Genomic DNA, 16,041 nt, shown 5'->3' with positions numbered 1-16,041 from the left:
ATGGATGGGCTTTGGTTCCAAGTAAATGTTATCTTGCCTTTCTAGTCATCTTTTTGATGAACAACGTGATTATGATAAGTAATATAGCAGTACCCATAAGCCAATATTTCTCCTCGAAGCTGTCCTTGGAAGACATCGAGAAGAGATATAGATTCCCTACGTACTTACTTCCTGCCGATATATTAAAAACATAATAGAAGAGTGGAATCATGTATCCGACGGCTATATTATCACTAATTCCAGAGAAGAACATTCCCACAGCACCAAGGAACAAAGCACTGGAAAAGGTACCTATCAGGTATTTGAATAAAGGAAATGTGCTACCATTAACATTCATAAAGACAACAAAACAGAGAATCATGACCAACATGGCGACCACTGCAGTGAACGTTCGAACGAAATAAATCCCCGTCTGCGAGGTGTATTTCGTCTCAACAAGATCGCGTAAATCCTTATGTTGTTCTGGCATAAAGACAGGAGTTAATAGCATGATTCCAATCAATGAAACAAACATCTCAAGAGGACCCGCTGATGCTGCTGCGTCCAGATTGCTTATTCCGAAGATCAAGGGTGTTAGACATAGAAGTAGTAATGCCACTATGATATGAATAAGAAAGTTATGTTTTAGATTCGACTTAGCGATGAATGAATATTTTCTTAATACGACCGAGAACATCGAGTTTCCCCCTTCTTTTCAGTTCATAGATGCCCACGGATACGATCATTAGAACCATGGCCATAAGTACATAACTGAACCGATTGATCACCAGCGTATTAAAATTGTCCAAGTAAGTCCCTGTATTTCCGATCTTATTGTGTCGTACGGCAAGATCCATCCCGTAACCACCCTCCATATGTTGCATTCCCATGTTAAGCCCAATGAACCACCACAACCCCTGAACTGCTATAGCTATTGGAGTATCTGTTAACACAGTCAAGCAAACACCGACTGCTGTTGATACCATAAGGGAAGGCAGAAGCCATCCGAGTGAGTATTTGATAAAGGCAAAGAGATCTATATCAACTCCCGTATATTGATTTGCCGTACTAACGGTTGCATACAATGCTAGCAGAAGGACAGGCAAGAACATGACCGCTACCATGGCACAATAACGAGTAAACATCAATCTAAAGGAAGATACTCGTCTCGTATACATTAAATCCTGCATTTTTGCTCGACGATCTTTCAAACCTAAAGCGACGGCTATAAAAACGGGAAATATCGAGAGAAAGATACCTAAGTAATCACAGAATAAACGTGCTAAAGCCCCCGTTATTTTATCTTTTCCAACGACTTCGTTATAATCTGCCAATGCATCGTCGTATGTCATTGGTACTGCACCGAATTGAGTCAAATACATATCACTGTATTTTGAACCGCCCCCAATGAGACTGTCTGCTTGCTTCATCAGCTCATGGAAACGTTCGTAGGTCAGCTTTGGCTCAATGGAAACGTCCGAAAGTGACACGTCTTCCCCCTTTTCCGGGACTACAATGGTCATCTCACCTTTTTCGTTTATGACCGTATTGTTCTCGTTAATTGTTATTCCTAAGTCATCCATGCCAGTAGCTGCCATCAATTCATCTGACGACAGTCCAGTTAATTCGGATAGAATAGTAGCCATTTCACCTTGCTCTTGGTCACTTAACTTCACAACTTTATAGAATCCTACGGGATATGCTGTAAATGAATTGGCCATATATTCACCATACAAAGAATCAACCGCATTTGGGATGATGATCTCTTGATGTTCATCATGCTTCACACCATAACTATCGAGCCCCTTCTGTGGGGGTTCGATTAGCTCAAAGCTTGTCCCCATTTGCGTGTAAGCAAATAACACTAGAATAACAACATAGATCACAAAGGTGACACTTTTGACCGTTTTTCGGCATTCCTTCAAGAACATTAGGAGATCCCTCCTAGTTGGTGCGTTGCAACACCATTTTCAAACATGTGAAGCATATAAGCATCCTCGATGTTGGGTTCGCACAAGGTTGCGTTAGGCGTCGGCTGTTCATTCGCAATCAACCGAACATTAACACGTTCACCCATCGTTAACATCCCTGTCACGATATATTTCTCCTTCAATGCAACTAGCTCCGCTCTAGCTATTTCAGCACTATAGACCTTGCCTTCGGCCGTTTGAGTAAGTTGTCTGACGGTTCCTTTATATAACAATTGTCCATTGTCAAGAACGGCTATTCTTTCACAGGTCGCTTCAATATCACCAACAATATGCGTGGATAAGATAACAATTCGTTCCTCAGCAAGCTCACACAACAGATTACGAAACCGTATCCGCTCCTCTGGATCCAATCCTGCGGTTGGTTCGTCCACGATCAGTACCTTCGGGTCATGTAATATAGCTTGAGCAATCCCTAGTCTTCTCTTCATTCCACCTGATAATGCCTTGACCTTTGTTCGATAATGATCACCTAAATTCACCTTCTCAAGAAGCTCCGGAATTCTCTCTTTCCGTGTTCGGAGGCTAAGTCCCGATAATACTCCCAAATAATCCATGGCCTCATACACCCCCATATGGGGATACATCGAGAATTCCTGTGGCAGATACCCTGTAATACGGCGGATTTCTTTGGCATTCTCAATCGGAACGCCACATATGGTGATATCTCCATTCTTTTTATTCAGCAAGGTCGCGAGCGTCTTCATCAACGTCGTTTTCCCTGCACCATTCCGTCCAAGAAGCCCGAACATTCCCTGACCCATCGTTAGGTTAATATTGTTCAGCGCATGTTTATTTCCATAATACTTATTCAGATTCTTAATCTCTATTTGCATGTTATTCATAAAAAAAATACCCTCCTCATTTGGCTCTCAAGGAAAGTATAAAGTCCACTTTTCAATTTTTTATCAACTAATTCAGGTTAAACCTTGCGATTACCTTTGCTCCTCCTTGTTCACCATTAGAAATCTGTAAATCTCCGCCGTGTTTCTCACACAATGACTTACATATATAGAGTCCCAACCCGAAGTGAATACTGTCATTTGTATCATTTCTGTAGAATGCCTGCGATCCTTGCTGTAGATCCTCTGGTGAGAATCCATTACCGTCATCAGATACCTCAACGATTAGGTCATATCCCACAATTCGTAAAGTGATCTCTATGCGCTCCTTGGCATATCGAAGAGCATTGGATAACAGATTATCTACCACTCGTAGTATCATCCTAGTGTCCACGCCGATACGATCAACGTCCATTCGGTTCACAACCTCCACACGAATCGTGGATTGTTCGCCCAACATATGAGCAATGGATGTGATCTGCTCGCATAGATCAAGAGTACTTGCTTGGGTAGCAGATATCGAAATATCCTCTAATTTCTGTACATCCGTCATCGTCTCCACATAACTTTCAATCCGTTCTGTATGCTTTGATATGGCGGATACTGTTGACAGTAGCTTCTCCGTACTCACCTTATTCTCGGGCACATAACGGCTAAGAAAATCGGAGTATCCTCGTAGGACCGTAAGCGGCGTTCTTAGATCATGGCTAAATACAGCATTCAACCTTCTTCGTTCCTCCATCATACGCCACATGTCACGAGAATTATTCTCGAGTGAACTCCGCATCATTTCAAGTGAAGTACACAAGCGCCCCATTTCGTCCTTGGACTCAACTCTTAGTGAGAAGTCCAAGTCGTTATTCGCTATTTTGGCCGCGGACAGATTGATAAGTTCAATCGGCTTCTTCAGTTTATATCGATAGAACAAAAAAGCCGCAAGAATGATGCAGCCACCGAAGAATAAGGGAATCGTCAAGGTATAAGATACATCTATGCTTTTCAGTAGTATTTTATCTTGGGGAGTAATCAATTCTTCATCTAATTCTCTCCCCATTGAGAGCCTTACCGTTCTTCCTTTAGCATCCGAAAAGTCACTAAATTCAGTTGAGTCATATTCCCCATTGATCGTGCTCTTCCATTCATCTAATCCGTTAAGAGAAATACTACTTAACAACGTCGCCAACAACATAAATCCTATCGTGTATATAACGAGTGTCTTTTGAATCGATAGGTTATTCCACATGCGCTTCATCCTACCCATTTATATCCCACTCCCCAGACGGTCTCAATATAATTCAACTCGTTGATCATGGCGAACTTAGCACGAATTCTACGGATATGTTCAGCGACAACCGAGCTGTCTCCCTTGCTATCGAACCCCCATAAGCACTCATAAATACGTTCTTTATCAAATACCTGTCCGCTATTCATGGAAAGAAATTCAATGATATCAAATTCCTTTTTGGCAAAAGATATCAACTCATTATTGTAAGACACCGTACGTTCCCCGTAATCAATCACCAAATCCCCTATAAAGTTCACCTTAGACTTGTTCTGATTTCTTGTCTCACGACGTAAATGCGCAGCCACTCTTGCGCCAAGCTCATCTATTGAAAAAGGTTTCACGATATAATCATCTCCACCCATTCGGAATCCGTTAATCTTATCTACATCTGCAACCTTTGCTGTTAAGAACAGAATAGGACATGAGACGTGACTTCTAATTCGTTTACAGACTTCAAGCCCGTCCATTGCTGGCATATTAATGTCCAGTAGAATAATGTCCGGTTCCTTCACTACTTGTTCTAATGCTCTCGTTCCATTCTGTGCGGTTAGAACCAAATAACCATTGATCTCAAAATAATCTCGGAGCAAATTCACAATATCTGCTTCATCGTCAACAATAAGTATCTTCGTCTGCAATGTAACCACCTCACATGTGACGATAGTATACAAATCTCAACTTTTTATCAACTTTCATTTATTGGAGATAATGATGTAAATCTATAAATCCCTTACGCACGACGAAAAATAAAGCTGTCCGGAAGGGTCATAGACCTCTCCGGACAGCTCTTGTTCATTATAACTTAGCACATGATTGATGCTATTAACTTACTAAACTGCCTCTAGCTCCTTAGTTTTGCGCTTACGGAGCAACAACGTCAGTGGCATCGTCACAATGATAATAATCGTTCCAATCACGAACACATCTTGAATACTGAGCGAAAGCGCAACATTTAGCGTCACCTCGTCTGCTTCCAGATGTGCTAAAGTCTGAGATGACAGAATCGAACTGAACAAACTGATCGATAATGCGGCGGTTCCCTGTCTAATCCAGTTCATTACAGCCGATGCATGACCCGAATTTTCTCTAGGTACTGCTGACATTGCTGCATTGGTTACCGGCATGTTGCAGAATCCTATCCCTGCATATCGAACGACAAGCCAGACTGTAACGAATAATATACTCGATGTTAAGCCAACATGGGTAAGTGCCCAAGTGGCCACTACCATCAGAATTAACCCTGTAAATATAAGCCGCGCAGGGCCCACTTTATTGTAAAGCCTGCCTACAGCTAGAGAAACCAACACCATGACCAGCGCACCTGGAAACATAACCAACCCTGTTGTAAAGCTAGATGCGCCCTGAATATTTTGCATATAGATCGGCACCAATAACGTAGCAGCATATAGAGATATGGTAACAGCACAGTTAATAATTAGCCCATAGGTGAACCGAGGTATCATAAATACGCGCAGATTCAGAAGCGGATTGCTTATACGCAGTGTTCTCATCACGAAATAGGCAAGCATAATCAGTCCAAAAGCCGCAAGTCCGAGTGTTTTCCAGCCTGTCCAGCCCCAACTATGAGCTTCGCTAAAGGCAACGAGCAGTGAACTAGTTCCAATCAGTACTGCTCCAAAACCGATCCAATCAAGCGTGCTGCTGCGGCTCAGCTTATAACTCGGAATGTAACGCAGCGCGACAATAACCGCTATAAGTCCAATTGGAATGTTCATTAAGAACAAGGACTTCCAACCAAATAACTCGGTTAACCATCCACCAATGGTTGGACCAAGCGCTGGAGCCAGCATGGCCGATATACTCCAGTAGCTGATGGCAACCGCCTGCTTCTCCTTCGAAATCGTCTGATAAATAATCGTCATCGTGGTAGGCATTATAATCCCGCTGAACAGCCCCTGCAAGATTCGAAAGGCGATAAGCGATTCAATGCTCCAAGCAAATGAACATAGTGCAGAGAAAATAGTAAAGCCAGCTAAAGCAAACAAGTACAAACGTTTATAGCTCCATCTATCCCCCATAAAACCTATAATCGGCGCAATAATACCGGTAGCCATCATAAATCCGGACAACATCCACTGCACCGTATTTAGACTAGCATCAAAATCCTTCATAAACACAGGTAAAGCCACATTAATGGTTGTTGTACTGAGCGACGCCATAAAGTTACCAAAAAATACAGCAATTAGGATCGTCCAGAAGGTTGATCTTTGTACTCGTGATGTCTCCATACTGTGCTCCTACTCCTTTAGTTTCTCTAACCCGTCCAGCACACGTTTCTCCATGCTGTTCAGCTCCTCTTTAAAATCCTCCATCCGCTTGATCTTTTCATCGATCATCGTTTTTTCTTTTCGCATGCTTGATAACATATTCTCAAGCTTGACTCTTCTTTCTTCCCGATCAGCAGATGACCGGTATTCGCTTCGCTGCTGATCAAGTGTCGTACGATATTCAAGAAACTGCTGTAGCTCCGCAAGTGAAAACCCCAGCGCTTCCTTTATGAGCAGTATCTTCTTGATTCTCTCCACATCTTCATTCGAATATATGCGTATGCCGCCCGACGTTCTCTCTGCAGCCTGAATGAGCCCAATATCCTCGTAGTAGCGAATGGCCCGTTTCGTCAGACCTGTCTGGTTCGCCACATCTTCAATCTTTAATATGTTCAACTCACCGCACCTCTACCCTCTTCTTATAAATTATATTACTGATCACAGTTAACGTCAACGTTAACTATTAGGTTTTTTATGGTTTATTTCAAAAGAAGGGACTACCCTAGAAATGATTAGAATATAAAGACCGTCAACTAAGGATCACTCCCCAATTAACGGTCTTGATTGTATATATATGAATTACTCGCTTCGCAAAGCCGTATTCTTCCATTCATATAGTCCACTAAAAGAAATACTACTTAACAACGTCGCCAACAACATAAATCCTATCGTGTATATAACGAGTGTCTTTTGAATCGATAGGTTATTCCACATGCGCTTCATCCTACCCATTTATATCCCACTCCCCAGACGGTCTCAATATAATTCAACTCGTTGATCATGGCGAACTTAGCACGAATTCTACGGATATGTTCAGCGACAACCGAGCTGTCTCCCTTGCTATCGAACCCCCATAAGCACTCATAAATACGTTCTTTATCAAATACCTGTCCGCTATTCATGGAAAGAAATTCAATGATATCAAATTCCTTTTTGGCAAAAGATATCAACTCATTATTGTAAGACACCGTACGTTCCCCGTAATCAATCACCAAATCCCCTATAAAGTTCACCTTAGACTTGTTCTGATTTCTTGTCTCACGACGTAAATGCGCAGCCACTCTTGCGCCAAGCTCATCTATTGAAAAAGGTTTCACGATATAATCATCTCCACCCATTCGGAATCCGTTAATCTTATCTACATCTGCAACCTTTGCTGTTAAGAACAGAATAGGACATGAGACGTGACTTCTAATTCGTTTACAGACTTCAAGCCCGTCCATTGCTGGCATATTAATGTCCAGTAGAATAATGTCCGGTTCCTTCACTACTTGTTCTAATGCTCTCGTTCCATTCTGTGCGGTTAGAACCAAATAACCATTGATCTCAAAATAATCTCGGAGCAAATTCACAATATCTGCTTCATCGTCAACAATAAGTATCTTCGTCTGCAATGTAACCACCTCACATGTGACGATAGTATACAAATCTCAACTTTTTATCGACTTTCTATTCAGGTTAACGCAAAAAGGGTACTCTAACAGATGACGTATCTGATGGAGTACCCTTCATGAATATTTCTCTTCACATTTAAGATTCTATTCTTCGTATATCCTAGTCAGTAAGATGCCCAGTTCCAAGAGTGCTTCCTCCTCGCGCTCTCCATCGACTTCCAGCGTGACTTCGTCGCCTTTTGCTAAACCTAGAGCCATCAGCCCTAAGGAGCTTTTACCATTCATTTTTTTACTCCCTTTTATTAGATGAACTTGGCAAGGGAACTTCGTTGCTGCTTGGACAAATACCTTCGATGGACGAACATGGAACCCATAGGGATGAATAATTGTATAGGCTTGAGATAGCATTATAAAAAACTCCTTTGTTCTACGAAATGTCCAACTTCTTCCTGTGTTCCCATAAGAAGAACTTCTTCTACCAATGAAGTCCATTTTTCCTTGGACAAATGCGTAATTAACTCTCGAGCAGGTAATACAGCGCCAGCACTCATACTAAATTCGTTCAGACCCATACCGACCAGTAACGGGATCGCAATGGGATCTCCAGCCATTTCTCCACACATGCCGGACCATTTCCCCTCTCGCTTAGCCGCTTTAATAACCATATGAACAAGCCTCAAGATAGAAGGATGATAAGGCTGATACAAGTAGGCTACCGATGTGTTCATCCGATCTGCTGCCATCGTATATTGAATGAGGTCGTTGGTTCCAATGCTGAAGAAATCAACTTCCTTCGCGAAATGATCGGCATTCAGCGCTGCGGCTGGAATCTCGATCATCATACCGACTTCGATAGAATCAGACACCGCGATCCCTTCATACTGTAGCTTCGTACGCTCTTCTTCCAGCATGCTCTTCGCCTTATGCCATTCGCTAAGTAACGCTATCATGGGGAACATAATATTTAGTTTACCTGACGTACTGGCTCTCAACAGTGCACGCAATTGGATGCGAAACACATCCTGTCGATCGAAACATAATCGTAGAGCGCGAAGACCCAAAAAGGGATTGCTCTCCTTAGGCAACGTCAGATAAGGAAGATCTTTGTCTCCTCCAATGTCTAACGTCCGGATAACGACACGCTTATCTTCCAATCGCTCTAGTACATGTTTATATACTTGATATTGTTCCTCCTCTGTTGGTAGCGAACTCCGTCCCATATAAAGAAATTCCGTACGGAATAACCCTATGCCATCAGCTCCGACTTCTAATACCTTTGCTACATCTTCAACACTACCGATATTCGCCGCAAGTTCGAGATGTACTCCGTCAGAGGTAACCGATGGTTGCTTAGACAGAAGCCTCAACTGCGCTCTACGTTCTTCATAACGTTCTTTCTTCTCACGGTATTCCATCAACTCTGGCTCAGAGGGATTCACGATAACTTTGCCTTCCGTCGCGTCCAGAATAAGAATAGCCCCATGGGGGATAAGTACTGTCGCTGAGTCTGCACCTACTACAGCTGGCACCTCCAGCGATCTCGCCATAATGGCAGAGTGCGATGTGCGGCTCCCCACTTCCGTAATGAATCCAAGCACATAGGTCAGATCTAATTGTGCCGTATCCGATGGTGTTAAGTCTTCCGCAATAATGACCGTCTCCTCAGAAATACCTGACAATGTAGCATATGGCTTGCCTATGAGTTGACTCATCACCCGTCCAGATACGTCCCTAACATCAATCGCACGCTCACGAAGTAGCTCATTATCCATCTCCCGGAGCATTTCCATAACGCCTACAGTAACTTCATACAACGCATATTCGGCGTTCATCTTCTCGTCGATGATTCTATCCTCTGTAACTTCAACCAGATCAGGGTCTTCCAGTAGCAACAGGTGAGCTTCAAATATTTCCGCTTTCCGCTCTCCCAACCTTTGTACTGTCAATTGTCGAATCCCCTCAATCTCGCCCTTCGCTCTCTCAACCGCTTGTCGGAATCGTTCTACTTCCGCTAACGTATCCGTAATGGTCTGCTTCTGTGGAATATGCTCTGTACTAGCTAATCGAAATGCCTTAGCAATCGCAATTCCGGGAGATGCTGCAACACCTGTCATTATGTGAGTCATTGACTTCTCCTCTCTCTAGCCTTTCCTAAGCATGTGTGGCAAGAATTCGTTCATACCTATCCACTACAAGGAAAAATACAGGATGATCTTCCGGAATGGATGTGTACTTCGTTATCGTTGGCCCGATGCCTGTGTCCATAATTGCTTGTTGAAGCTCAACGGATTCAGGATCTTCTGCATGATCGAAACAGAGAGCTGCTGCCATCACCTTCGCCAGCCGTTTCGGTTCGATACCCAACTCATGTGCATGCATGGCTAGCTTGACGAGCCGATCATTCGGAGATAACTTGCGTATCGGAGATCGACCTACACGGATGACTTCATCGGTAAGGTAGGGATTGGCAAAACGTCCGATAATGGTATCGATATATTTGTCATGCTCCTCCTGGTTGAAATGATGTCGAGATACAAGAACAGTTCCTGTCTCCTGTAACGTAGCTTTTACCTCATCCACAATAGACTCATCTGCCATGGCCTGTTGGATCGTATCATACCCTTTGAGGTTACCGAGATAAGCAGCGGTACAGTGACCCGTATTAACCGTAAATAGCTTCCGTTCAATAAATGGACTAAGATTATCGACATAATGAATGCCTTTCACCGGTTCGTAACCCTCCAACATGGCAGAAGCATCAACTACCCACTCATAGAACGACTCTACCGTGACCGCAAGGGGATCCACGTTATGTTGGATGGGAACGATCCGGTCTACAGCTGCATCCGGAAAGGCTACAACTGCGGAGACTTTCCCCTTGATAGCCTCATCTAAATGTCCATAGACATGCTCTTTCAGCTGGGTGCTGCCACCGATGGTATTCTCACAAGCAATAATATGCAGATTCCCTGCTCCATTCGCAATCCGTTGTTCAATTCCACGTGCTATACCAACCGCGATATGCTTCAGAATGTTAACACCAACAGCTGTTGTGATCATATCTGCTTCTGCAACAATCGAAGCAACTTTCTCCAAGTCCGTTCCATCAATAGCTGTTATACCTTTGACTAGCAGTTGTTCCTTCGTATCATCTGCCAGCGTCACCGTATATTCGCCTCGCTCTTGCAAGTCACAGACTAGCGTCTTATTAACATCGGAGAATATCACTTCGTAGCCAGATTGTGAAAGCAGCAATCCTATAAACCCACGTCCGATGTTACCTGCGCCGAAATGTACAGCCTTCATTCTTCTAAATTCATATTAAAGATTTCGATTAGATCTTCTGGTGTGGATGCTTTCAGAATCCGCTCCAGATTATCATCATCCGAACAAATAACACCTACATTCGTCAGAATTTCTAAATGATCATTCCCTACTGCTGCAATACCGATGATCAGATTAGCGATATGGCCTTCTCCGAAATCCACTCCTTCTGGCAGCTGTACGATGGATAATCCCGTGGATTTAATGAACCTTTTAGATGTATTTGTGCCGTGTGGAATGGCTAAACCTCCACCCATATACGTGGACAGTGAATCTTCTCGTTCGATCATGCTATCGATATAACTTGGTTCAACATGTCCTGCGTTAACTAATAATTCACCCGCTAGACGAATCACTTCATATTTATCTTTTGCAGTGACATTCAATTTCACTTTATCTATGGAGAGAATATTCATTTCAACCTCACTCGTTTCTCTATTTTAGTACTGAGGAATGTTCTCAGTCTGACCGTCAAGTAGCTTCTAATCGCTATTTCGTCACCTGTCTCAAGTAATTCAATCACGCTACTCTCCAGTAACATGGCACTGATTTCACTAAGCACTTCGAGACTTTCACGCGACAATGTCTGAGGGGCAAGCATGAATAAGAACTGACTTAACTGGCTAGGTGGTGTCGTCTTCATCGGAAGTGGCTGAACCAGACGATAAAGCGACAACGAGGGTCGTAGGATGTGAGAACTTCGAGTATGGAACAGAGCAAGAGAGGTGCCAGTTATCATTTGACTACTACTTCGCTCCCGTTCTATTAGTCGTTCTACAACTAAGGATGAAGATATAAGTACGCCCTCTTTTTCCTCAACTAGGCATGCTTCATCAAATAGAGTGGTCAGATCGTAGACCTGATGCTCTCGAATCTCAACGACCTTAAATCGCTTGACCAAGAGCACGATCTCATCCAGTGTTGTCTTCAGACTCAATAACTGTTCGAATCCGAACTGCGTAGGCGTAATCCCCTCAATCATGGTCTCCTCGCGTTGTCTCCCCAGCGTCGTCACCTTGATAAATGATCTTAGCTGCTCTACTTCTGCTAATGTAAGTAATGGACTTATCTTGATATACTGCAACGGATCTAGAGGTAAATCGACGGTAGAGATAATCAGATCATACGTATCCTCCGAAATACGGGATGCCTCATACCAAGAAACCCGATCAACAATGGCGATCTGTGGAAGCTCTTTTTGAAGCCGAATCTGTAGATGTTTCGAAGATCCGATTCCGCTGGTACATACCAGAATGGCACGTACTTCTCTCCGTAATTGCTTGATCCGTTCCTGCGATGCACCGAAATGCATAACAAGAAATCCAATTTCCTCATCAGGCACATGTAGCTTAGGGGATACACAATCGACAGCCTTACGGACAACCCCATAAAGCTCCATATAATCTTTCTGAATCTGGTCTAGAAGAGGATTACGGATACTCAATCCATCGTAGATTCTCTGTAAGCTCACTTTCATATGATGAAATAAGCCATCCCGAAGAGAAAGATCCCCACTGTAGTCGACTCCCATCGCATGTTGTACCTGTTGGATGACCTCACTCACCATTTGAGCAAGTACTATATCTTCACCTAGGAATGGAACACTATCTTCTTGACGTGCATGTTCTAGAAGACTTAGGATATAAGCTATCTCTGCTGGACAAATAGGAAGACCTAACTCATCAGACAACTCTTCAGTCAAGCGTTGTGCTCCCAATACGTCCTGCAATACAAGATTGACTGTCTGATCTATCGCGATTAGTTCAGTCACCCTTCTGTCGGCTCGGATACGCTGTATTGCTATGGATAACCGAATGAGTAAATCAGTATAGCTATTCTCACTCATCCGATCCGCCCAATGCGCCTCCCAATTCCACAAAATATTCTCGATATTCGCCATTTCCGATTTGCCTATAAGCAAGAACAGCTCCCGGTCAAGTGGATGAAGTGAACGTTCGTCACGGGTCGCAATCAGCTCCGCATCGTCAATCCTAAGCTTAACTAGCTGTCGAATGACTTCCCGCAATCGCTCTTCCTTACCAGATAATTCAACGCCATAACCCCTTTTGCGAACAAGTTCCACATCGAACTTCTGAACCCATTCGGTAAGCTCATCCAGATCGTTCGTAATGGTCGCTACGGTTACTTTCAACTCATGTGCAAGGGTGAACAACTTGACAGGTTCATCATTTCGGAGAAGAAGACACAGGATATAAGATTGCCTCTCGTCTAATGAGAATTCGATATCATTAGATGTAGAGACCAACCGATGCAGATTCTCCAAGCTCGCCTTATCACCCTGTACACGGATACCAGTACCAGACTTCCTAAGTAGCTCAATCCCTTGCTCACGTAACACATCCGCTACTGCTGCTAATTCACGATGAACCGTCCGTGAACTGACATGGATTTCTGTGGCGATTTCTGATGCTGTAAGATCACGCTCACTCCGAAGCAATAGCTCCAATATGTTACGAGTTCTACTGGACACACTCATTAGCGTAACTCTCCTAACACAACAGATTGGATCGACCGTCACCTATGAAATCGCTAGTATCAACAACAGCCTCTAGATTCGTACTATGTCTGATCAAGTAAGTCGAGCAACCAACTTGTCGTACTCAGGGCTCTTCATGAAGTCATCGATAGATATATGTTCTGCATCAGGCGCCTTAAGCTGAGCCCTGTGGGTAAGCGATTTATGTGAGATGATAATATCTGCACCGCTCGGAATATCGTTGATAGCCGAATTGATTACGGAAATATCAGAACCTGCTGCCTTCATTTTCTTGCGTAAGATTGCAGCGCCCATTGCGCTAGAACCCATACCCGCGTCGCATGCAAAGATAATGGTGTGCACATCTATTGTGGCCTTTACCACAGTGGCGTTGTTATTAACGCTTGCATTTCCTACGATAGCGTTGTTCCCTGCTAGAGACCCTGCCGATTTCATTTCCTTCAATTTAGAAGTTGCTTCCCCCAGATCATCACCATCTAAGTCATCTTGTTTACCCGTTCTGAGTAGCAGTGCAGCGACAATAAATGAAGCGATTGCTGCCGTCACAACACCGCTAAGTGCTGCAAGCATTCCGCCCCTAGGCGCCATCAAGAAGTAAGCAAAGATGCTACCCGGAGAAGGTGGACCTACTAGACCCGCTCCAAAAAGCGTGAACGTAAGCGTACCTGTTACACCACCTGCAATGGCTGCAAGGATGAGACGCGGATTCATTAGAATATAAGGAAAGTAAATTTCGTGAATCCCACCAAAGAAGTGGATGATTGCAGCACCGGGTGCAGATTGTTTGGCTAATCCACGTCCTGCAACCATGTAAGCCAAGAGAATACCAAGACCTGGACCTGGGTTAGACTCCAGCATGAACAAAATCGACTTACCCACTTTAGATGCTTCATCTAATGCAATCGGGCTCAGTACGCCATGGTTGATAGCATTGTTCAAGAACAGAATTTTCGCTGGCTCGATAAGGACATTCACCAGTGGAATCAGATTGTGATTAACCAGGTATTCTACGCCATAAGACAACCAATTCGTTATCTGCTCAATTACAAATCCGACACCCGAGTAAGAGATTAGCGTTAGAATCCCACCAATAATACCGAGTGAGAAGTTATTGACTAGCATTTCAAAACCTGGTTTGATTTTCCCCTCAATCGAACGATCGAATTGCTTCAGTACCCATGCTGCCAATGGACCACAGATCATCGCGCCCATAAACATCGGGATATCTGTGCCGATAATAATACCCATCGTCATCAGAGCACCAATGACACCCCCACGTTGTTTGTGTACCATGGTTCCACCGGTGTATCCGATGAGTAGCGGAAGCATGTACGTGATCATTGGGCCCACAAGTTTAGCCAAGTACTCATTCGGATACCAACCCGTTGGGATAAACAGTGCCGTAATTAGCCCCCAAGCAATGAACGCACCGATATTCGGCATGACCATCCCACTGAGAAAACGTCCAAACTTTTGTACGCTGACTCGAACGCCTCCGCGAGTTGAAGTCTTCAACTGAACCTCTGCCATATTTAATTACCTCCCCATAATAGCGCTTTCATTTCTTGATTAAAGCGTAAAGCATAGCACCTATTTGAACAAGTAAAGGAAAACGGAATTTTGTCAATCACATTGTTGACAGCATTTAAAATAGTTTACCAGTACAATATTATATTCGATTTGAAATATTCCACATTGGCGGAACAACCTTCTATCTCATGATCTGCAAAATACTTGAGCGTGATGTGATGTCCCCATCAGATAAATATAAAAAGACCGCTAACTAAGGAGTTCTCCTTAATTAACGGTCCTGATTGTTGTTCTAGGAAGTACTAGACTGGATGTATTATGTAACAAAGTTAACGACTCTCAATCGAACGATTCAGCGATTTAATAGCTATCAGCTGACAACCATCGTCATAAAAAGATCCGAAAAAGCAGGATAATGAATGCAATAATTGCTACTACAATCAACAGATTGGTTGCCTGTCTCCAAAATCCAGGAACCCCATCTGAATGATATCTTTGCGAATTAACATCATGATTAGCTTTATGACCGCCAGGGTCAGTCATATTCGAGTTCGAGTTAAATCCAGGATCAAAAAAGTCAGAAATGGAAATCAGCTCCTTTTCGTGATAATAACCCACATTATACCATTTTAACGAAAAAGATACATTAGTTAAACTATTGTGACCTATTAGCTTAACAGGTTGGGATTATTCGTTCTTATCTTTCTTCATAAGTTCTCTTTATCTTAGAGTAATTTTCTTCTTCACTTAAACAATAGGTCCTTCTAATTTCTTATCTAGTATTAAATGAAAATTACATCATCCAAAGAATTGTTCTCAACATAAATACGATAATTTCCATCTTCGGGTAATGTAATGGCTCTGGCAACTACCAATCCTATGAATATTATGAT

The 16,041-nt window shown here is 43.1% G+C and carries 15 protein-coding genes; all 15 read right to left on the bottom strand.

All coding sequences use genetic code 11. From position 1 onward, the window contains the following. Positions 1 to 28: 28 nt before the first annotated feature. Positions 29 to 676 (bottom strand): hypothetical protein, encoded by a 648-nt coding sequence (locus AC1D69_RS20720; RefSeq protein ID WP_495458035.1) that lies wholly within the window; start codon positions 674 to 676, stop codon positions 29 to 31. Then, positions 636 to 1,910 (bottom strand): ABC transporter permease, encoded by a 1,275-nt coding sequence (locus tag AC1D69_RS20715; RefSeq protein WP_495458034.1) that lies wholly within the window; start codon positions 1,908 to 1,910, stop codon positions 636 to 638. The genes AC1D69_RS20720 and AC1D69_RS20715 overlap by 41 nt, the downstream gene beginning before the upstream one ends. Beyond that, complete coding sequence (locus AC1D69_RS20710; protein WP_495458033.1) at positions 1,910 to 2,812, bottom strand: ABC transporter ATP-binding protein; 903 nt, start codon at positions 2,810 to 2,812, stop codon at positions 1,910 to 1,912. Before AC1D69_RS20710 ends, AC1D69_RS20715 begins: the two co-directional genes overlap by 1 nt. A 67-nt stretch (positions 2,813 to 2,879) precedes the next feature. Next, entirely contained in the window at positions 2,880 to 4,070 is a 1,191-nt protein-coding gene (locus tag AC1D69_RS20705; RefSeq protein ID WP_495458032.1) for a HAMP domain-containing sensor histidine kinase, read from the bottom strand. Beyond that, a complete protein-coding gene (locus tag AC1D69_RS20700) occupies positions 4,058 to 4,732 on the bottom strand; it encodes a response regulator transcription factor (RefSeq protein WP_495458028.1) in 675 nt (224 codons plus the stop codon). Before AC1D69_RS20700 ends, AC1D69_RS20705 begins: the two co-directional genes overlap by 13 nt. A 192-nt stretch (positions 4,733 to 4,924) precedes the next feature. Further along, positions 4,925 to 6,343 (bottom strand): DHA2 family efflux MFS transporter permease subunit, encoded by a 1,419-nt coding sequence (locus AC1D69_RS20695; protein ID WP_495458031.1) that lies wholly within the window; start codon positions 6,341 to 6,343, stop codon positions 4,925 to 4,927. Positions 6,344 to 6,352: 9 nt separating this feature from the next. Beyond that, a complete protein-coding gene (locus AC1D69_RS20690) occupies positions 6,353 to 6,778 on the bottom strand; it encodes a MerR family transcriptional regulator (protein WP_495458030.1) in 426 nt (141 codons plus the stop codon). A gap of 183 nt (positions 6,779 to 6,961) precedes the next feature. Further along, positions 6,962 to 7,114, bottom strand: coding sequence for a hypothetical protein (locus tag AC1D69_RS20685; RefSeq protein WP_495458029.1), 153 nt, complete (start codon positions 7,112 to 7,114; stop codon positions 6,962 to 6,964). Then, positions 7,102 to 7,776 carry a response regulator transcription factor gene (locus AC1D69_RS20680; protein ID WP_495458028.1) on the bottom strand — a complete coding sequence of 225 codons (675 nt, stop codon included), beginning with the start codon at positions 7,774 to 7,776 and terminating at the stop codon, positions 7,102 to 7,104. Before AC1D69_RS20680 ends, AC1D69_RS20685 begins: the two co-directional genes overlap by 13 nt. A 144-nt stretch (positions 7,777 to 7,920) precedes the next feature. Then, positions 7,921 to 8,184 carry an HPr family phosphocarrier protein gene (locus AC1D69_RS20675; RefSeq protein WP_495458027.1) on the bottom strand — a complete coding sequence of 88 codons (264 nt, stop codon included), beginning with the start codon at positions 8,182 to 8,184 and terminating at the stop codon, positions 7,921 to 7,923. Continuing rightward, complete coding sequence (ptsP, locus tag AC1D69_RS20670; RefSeq protein WP_495458026.1) at positions 8,184 to 9,902, bottom strand: phosphoenolpyruvate--protein phosphotransferase; 1,719 nt, start codon at positions 9,900 to 9,902, stop codon at positions 8,184 to 8,186. Before ptsP ends, AC1D69_RS20675 begins: the two co-directional genes overlap by 1 nt. Before the next feature lie 25 nt (positions 9,903 to 9,927). Then, positions 9,928 to 11,082, bottom strand: coding sequence for a mannitol-1-phosphate 5-dehydrogenase (locus AC1D69_RS20665; protein WP_495458025.1), 1,155 nt, complete (start codon positions 11,080 to 11,082; stop codon positions 9,928 to 9,930). Next, positions 11,079 to 11,516 (bottom strand): PTS mannitol transporter subunit IIA, encoded by a 438-nt coding sequence (locus tag AC1D69_RS20660; RefSeq protein ID WP_495458024.1) that lies wholly within the window; start codon positions 11,514 to 11,516, stop codon positions 11,079 to 11,081. Before AC1D69_RS20660 ends, AC1D69_RS20665 begins: the two co-directional genes overlap by 4 nt. Beyond that, positions 11,513 to 13,597 (bottom strand): BglG family transcription antiterminator, encoded by a 2,085-nt coding sequence (locus tag AC1D69_RS20655; protein ID WP_495458023.1) that lies wholly within the window; start codon positions 13,595 to 13,597, stop codon positions 11,513 to 11,515. Before AC1D69_RS20655 ends, AC1D69_RS20660 begins: the two co-directional genes overlap by 4 nt. A gap of 93 nt (positions 13,598 to 13,690) precedes the next feature. Further along, complete coding sequence (locus tag AC1D69_RS20650) at positions 13,691 to 15,148, bottom strand: PTS mannitol transporter subunit IIBC (RefSeq protein ID WP_495458022.1); 1,458 nt, start codon at positions 15,146 to 15,148, stop codon at positions 13,691 to 13,693. Between the last annotated feature and the right edge of the window lie 893 nt (positions 15,149 to 16,041).

Source organism: Paenibacillus sp. Y301, assembly GCF_059445505.1.
The sequence above is the reverse complement of the archived record's forward strand: the minus strand, read 5'-3'. Positions and strand labels throughout refer to the sequence as shown.

What these genes read in the sequence shown, in the direction of transcription:
- AC1D69_RS20710 (WP_495458033.1), bottom strand. Translation starts at nt 2,812, where the DNA reads ATGAATAACATGCAAATAGAGATTAAGAATCTGAATAAGTATTATGGA.
- AC1D69_RS20720 (WP_495458035.1), bottom strand. Translation starts at nt 676, where the DNA reads ATGTTCTCGGTCGTATTAAGAAAATATTCATTCATCGCTAAGTCGAAT.
- AC1D69_RS20695 (WP_495458031.1), bottom strand. Translation starts at nt 6,343, where the DNA reads ATGGAGACATCACGAGTACAAAGATCAACCTTCTGGACGATCCTAATT.
- AC1D69_RS20715 (WP_495458034.1), bottom strand. Translation starts at nt 1,910, where the DNA reads ATGTTCTTGAAGGAATGCCGAAAAACGGTCAAAAGTGTCACCTTTGTG.
- AC1D69_RS20650 (WP_495458022.1), bottom strand. Translation starts at nt 15,148, where the DNA reads ATGGCAGAGGTTCAGTTGAAGACTTCAACTCGCGGAGGCGTTCGAGTC.
- AC1D69_RS20665 (WP_495458025.1), bottom strand. Translation starts at nt 11,082, where the DNA reads ATGAAGGCTGTACATTTCGGCGCAGGTAACATCGGACGTGGGTTTATA.
- AC1D69_RS20705 (WP_495458032.1), bottom strand. Translation starts at nt 4,070, where the DNA reads ATGGGTAGGATGAAGCGCATGTGGAATAACCTATCGATTCAAAAGACA.
- ptsP (WP_495458026.1), bottom strand. Translation starts at nt 9,902, where the DNA reads ATGACTCACATAATGACAGGTGTTGCAGCATCTCCCGGAATTGCGATT.
- AC1D69_RS20675 (WP_495458027.1), bottom strand. Translation starts at nt 8,184, where the DNA reads ATGCTATCTCAAGCCTATACAATTATTCATCCCTATGGGTTCCATGTT.
- AC1D69_RS20685 (WP_495458029.1), bottom strand. Translation starts at nt 7,114, where the DNA reads ATGGGTAGGATGAAGCGCATGTGGAATAACCTATCGATTCAAAAGACA.
- AC1D69_RS20655 (WP_495458023.1), bottom strand. Translation starts at nt 13,597, where the DNA reads ATGAGTGTGTCCAGTAGAACTCGTAACATATTGGAGCTATTGCTTCGG.
- AC1D69_RS20660 (WP_495458024.1), bottom strand. Translation starts at nt 11,516, where the DNA reads ATGAATATTCTCTCCATAGATAAAGTGAAATTGAATGTCACTGCAAAA.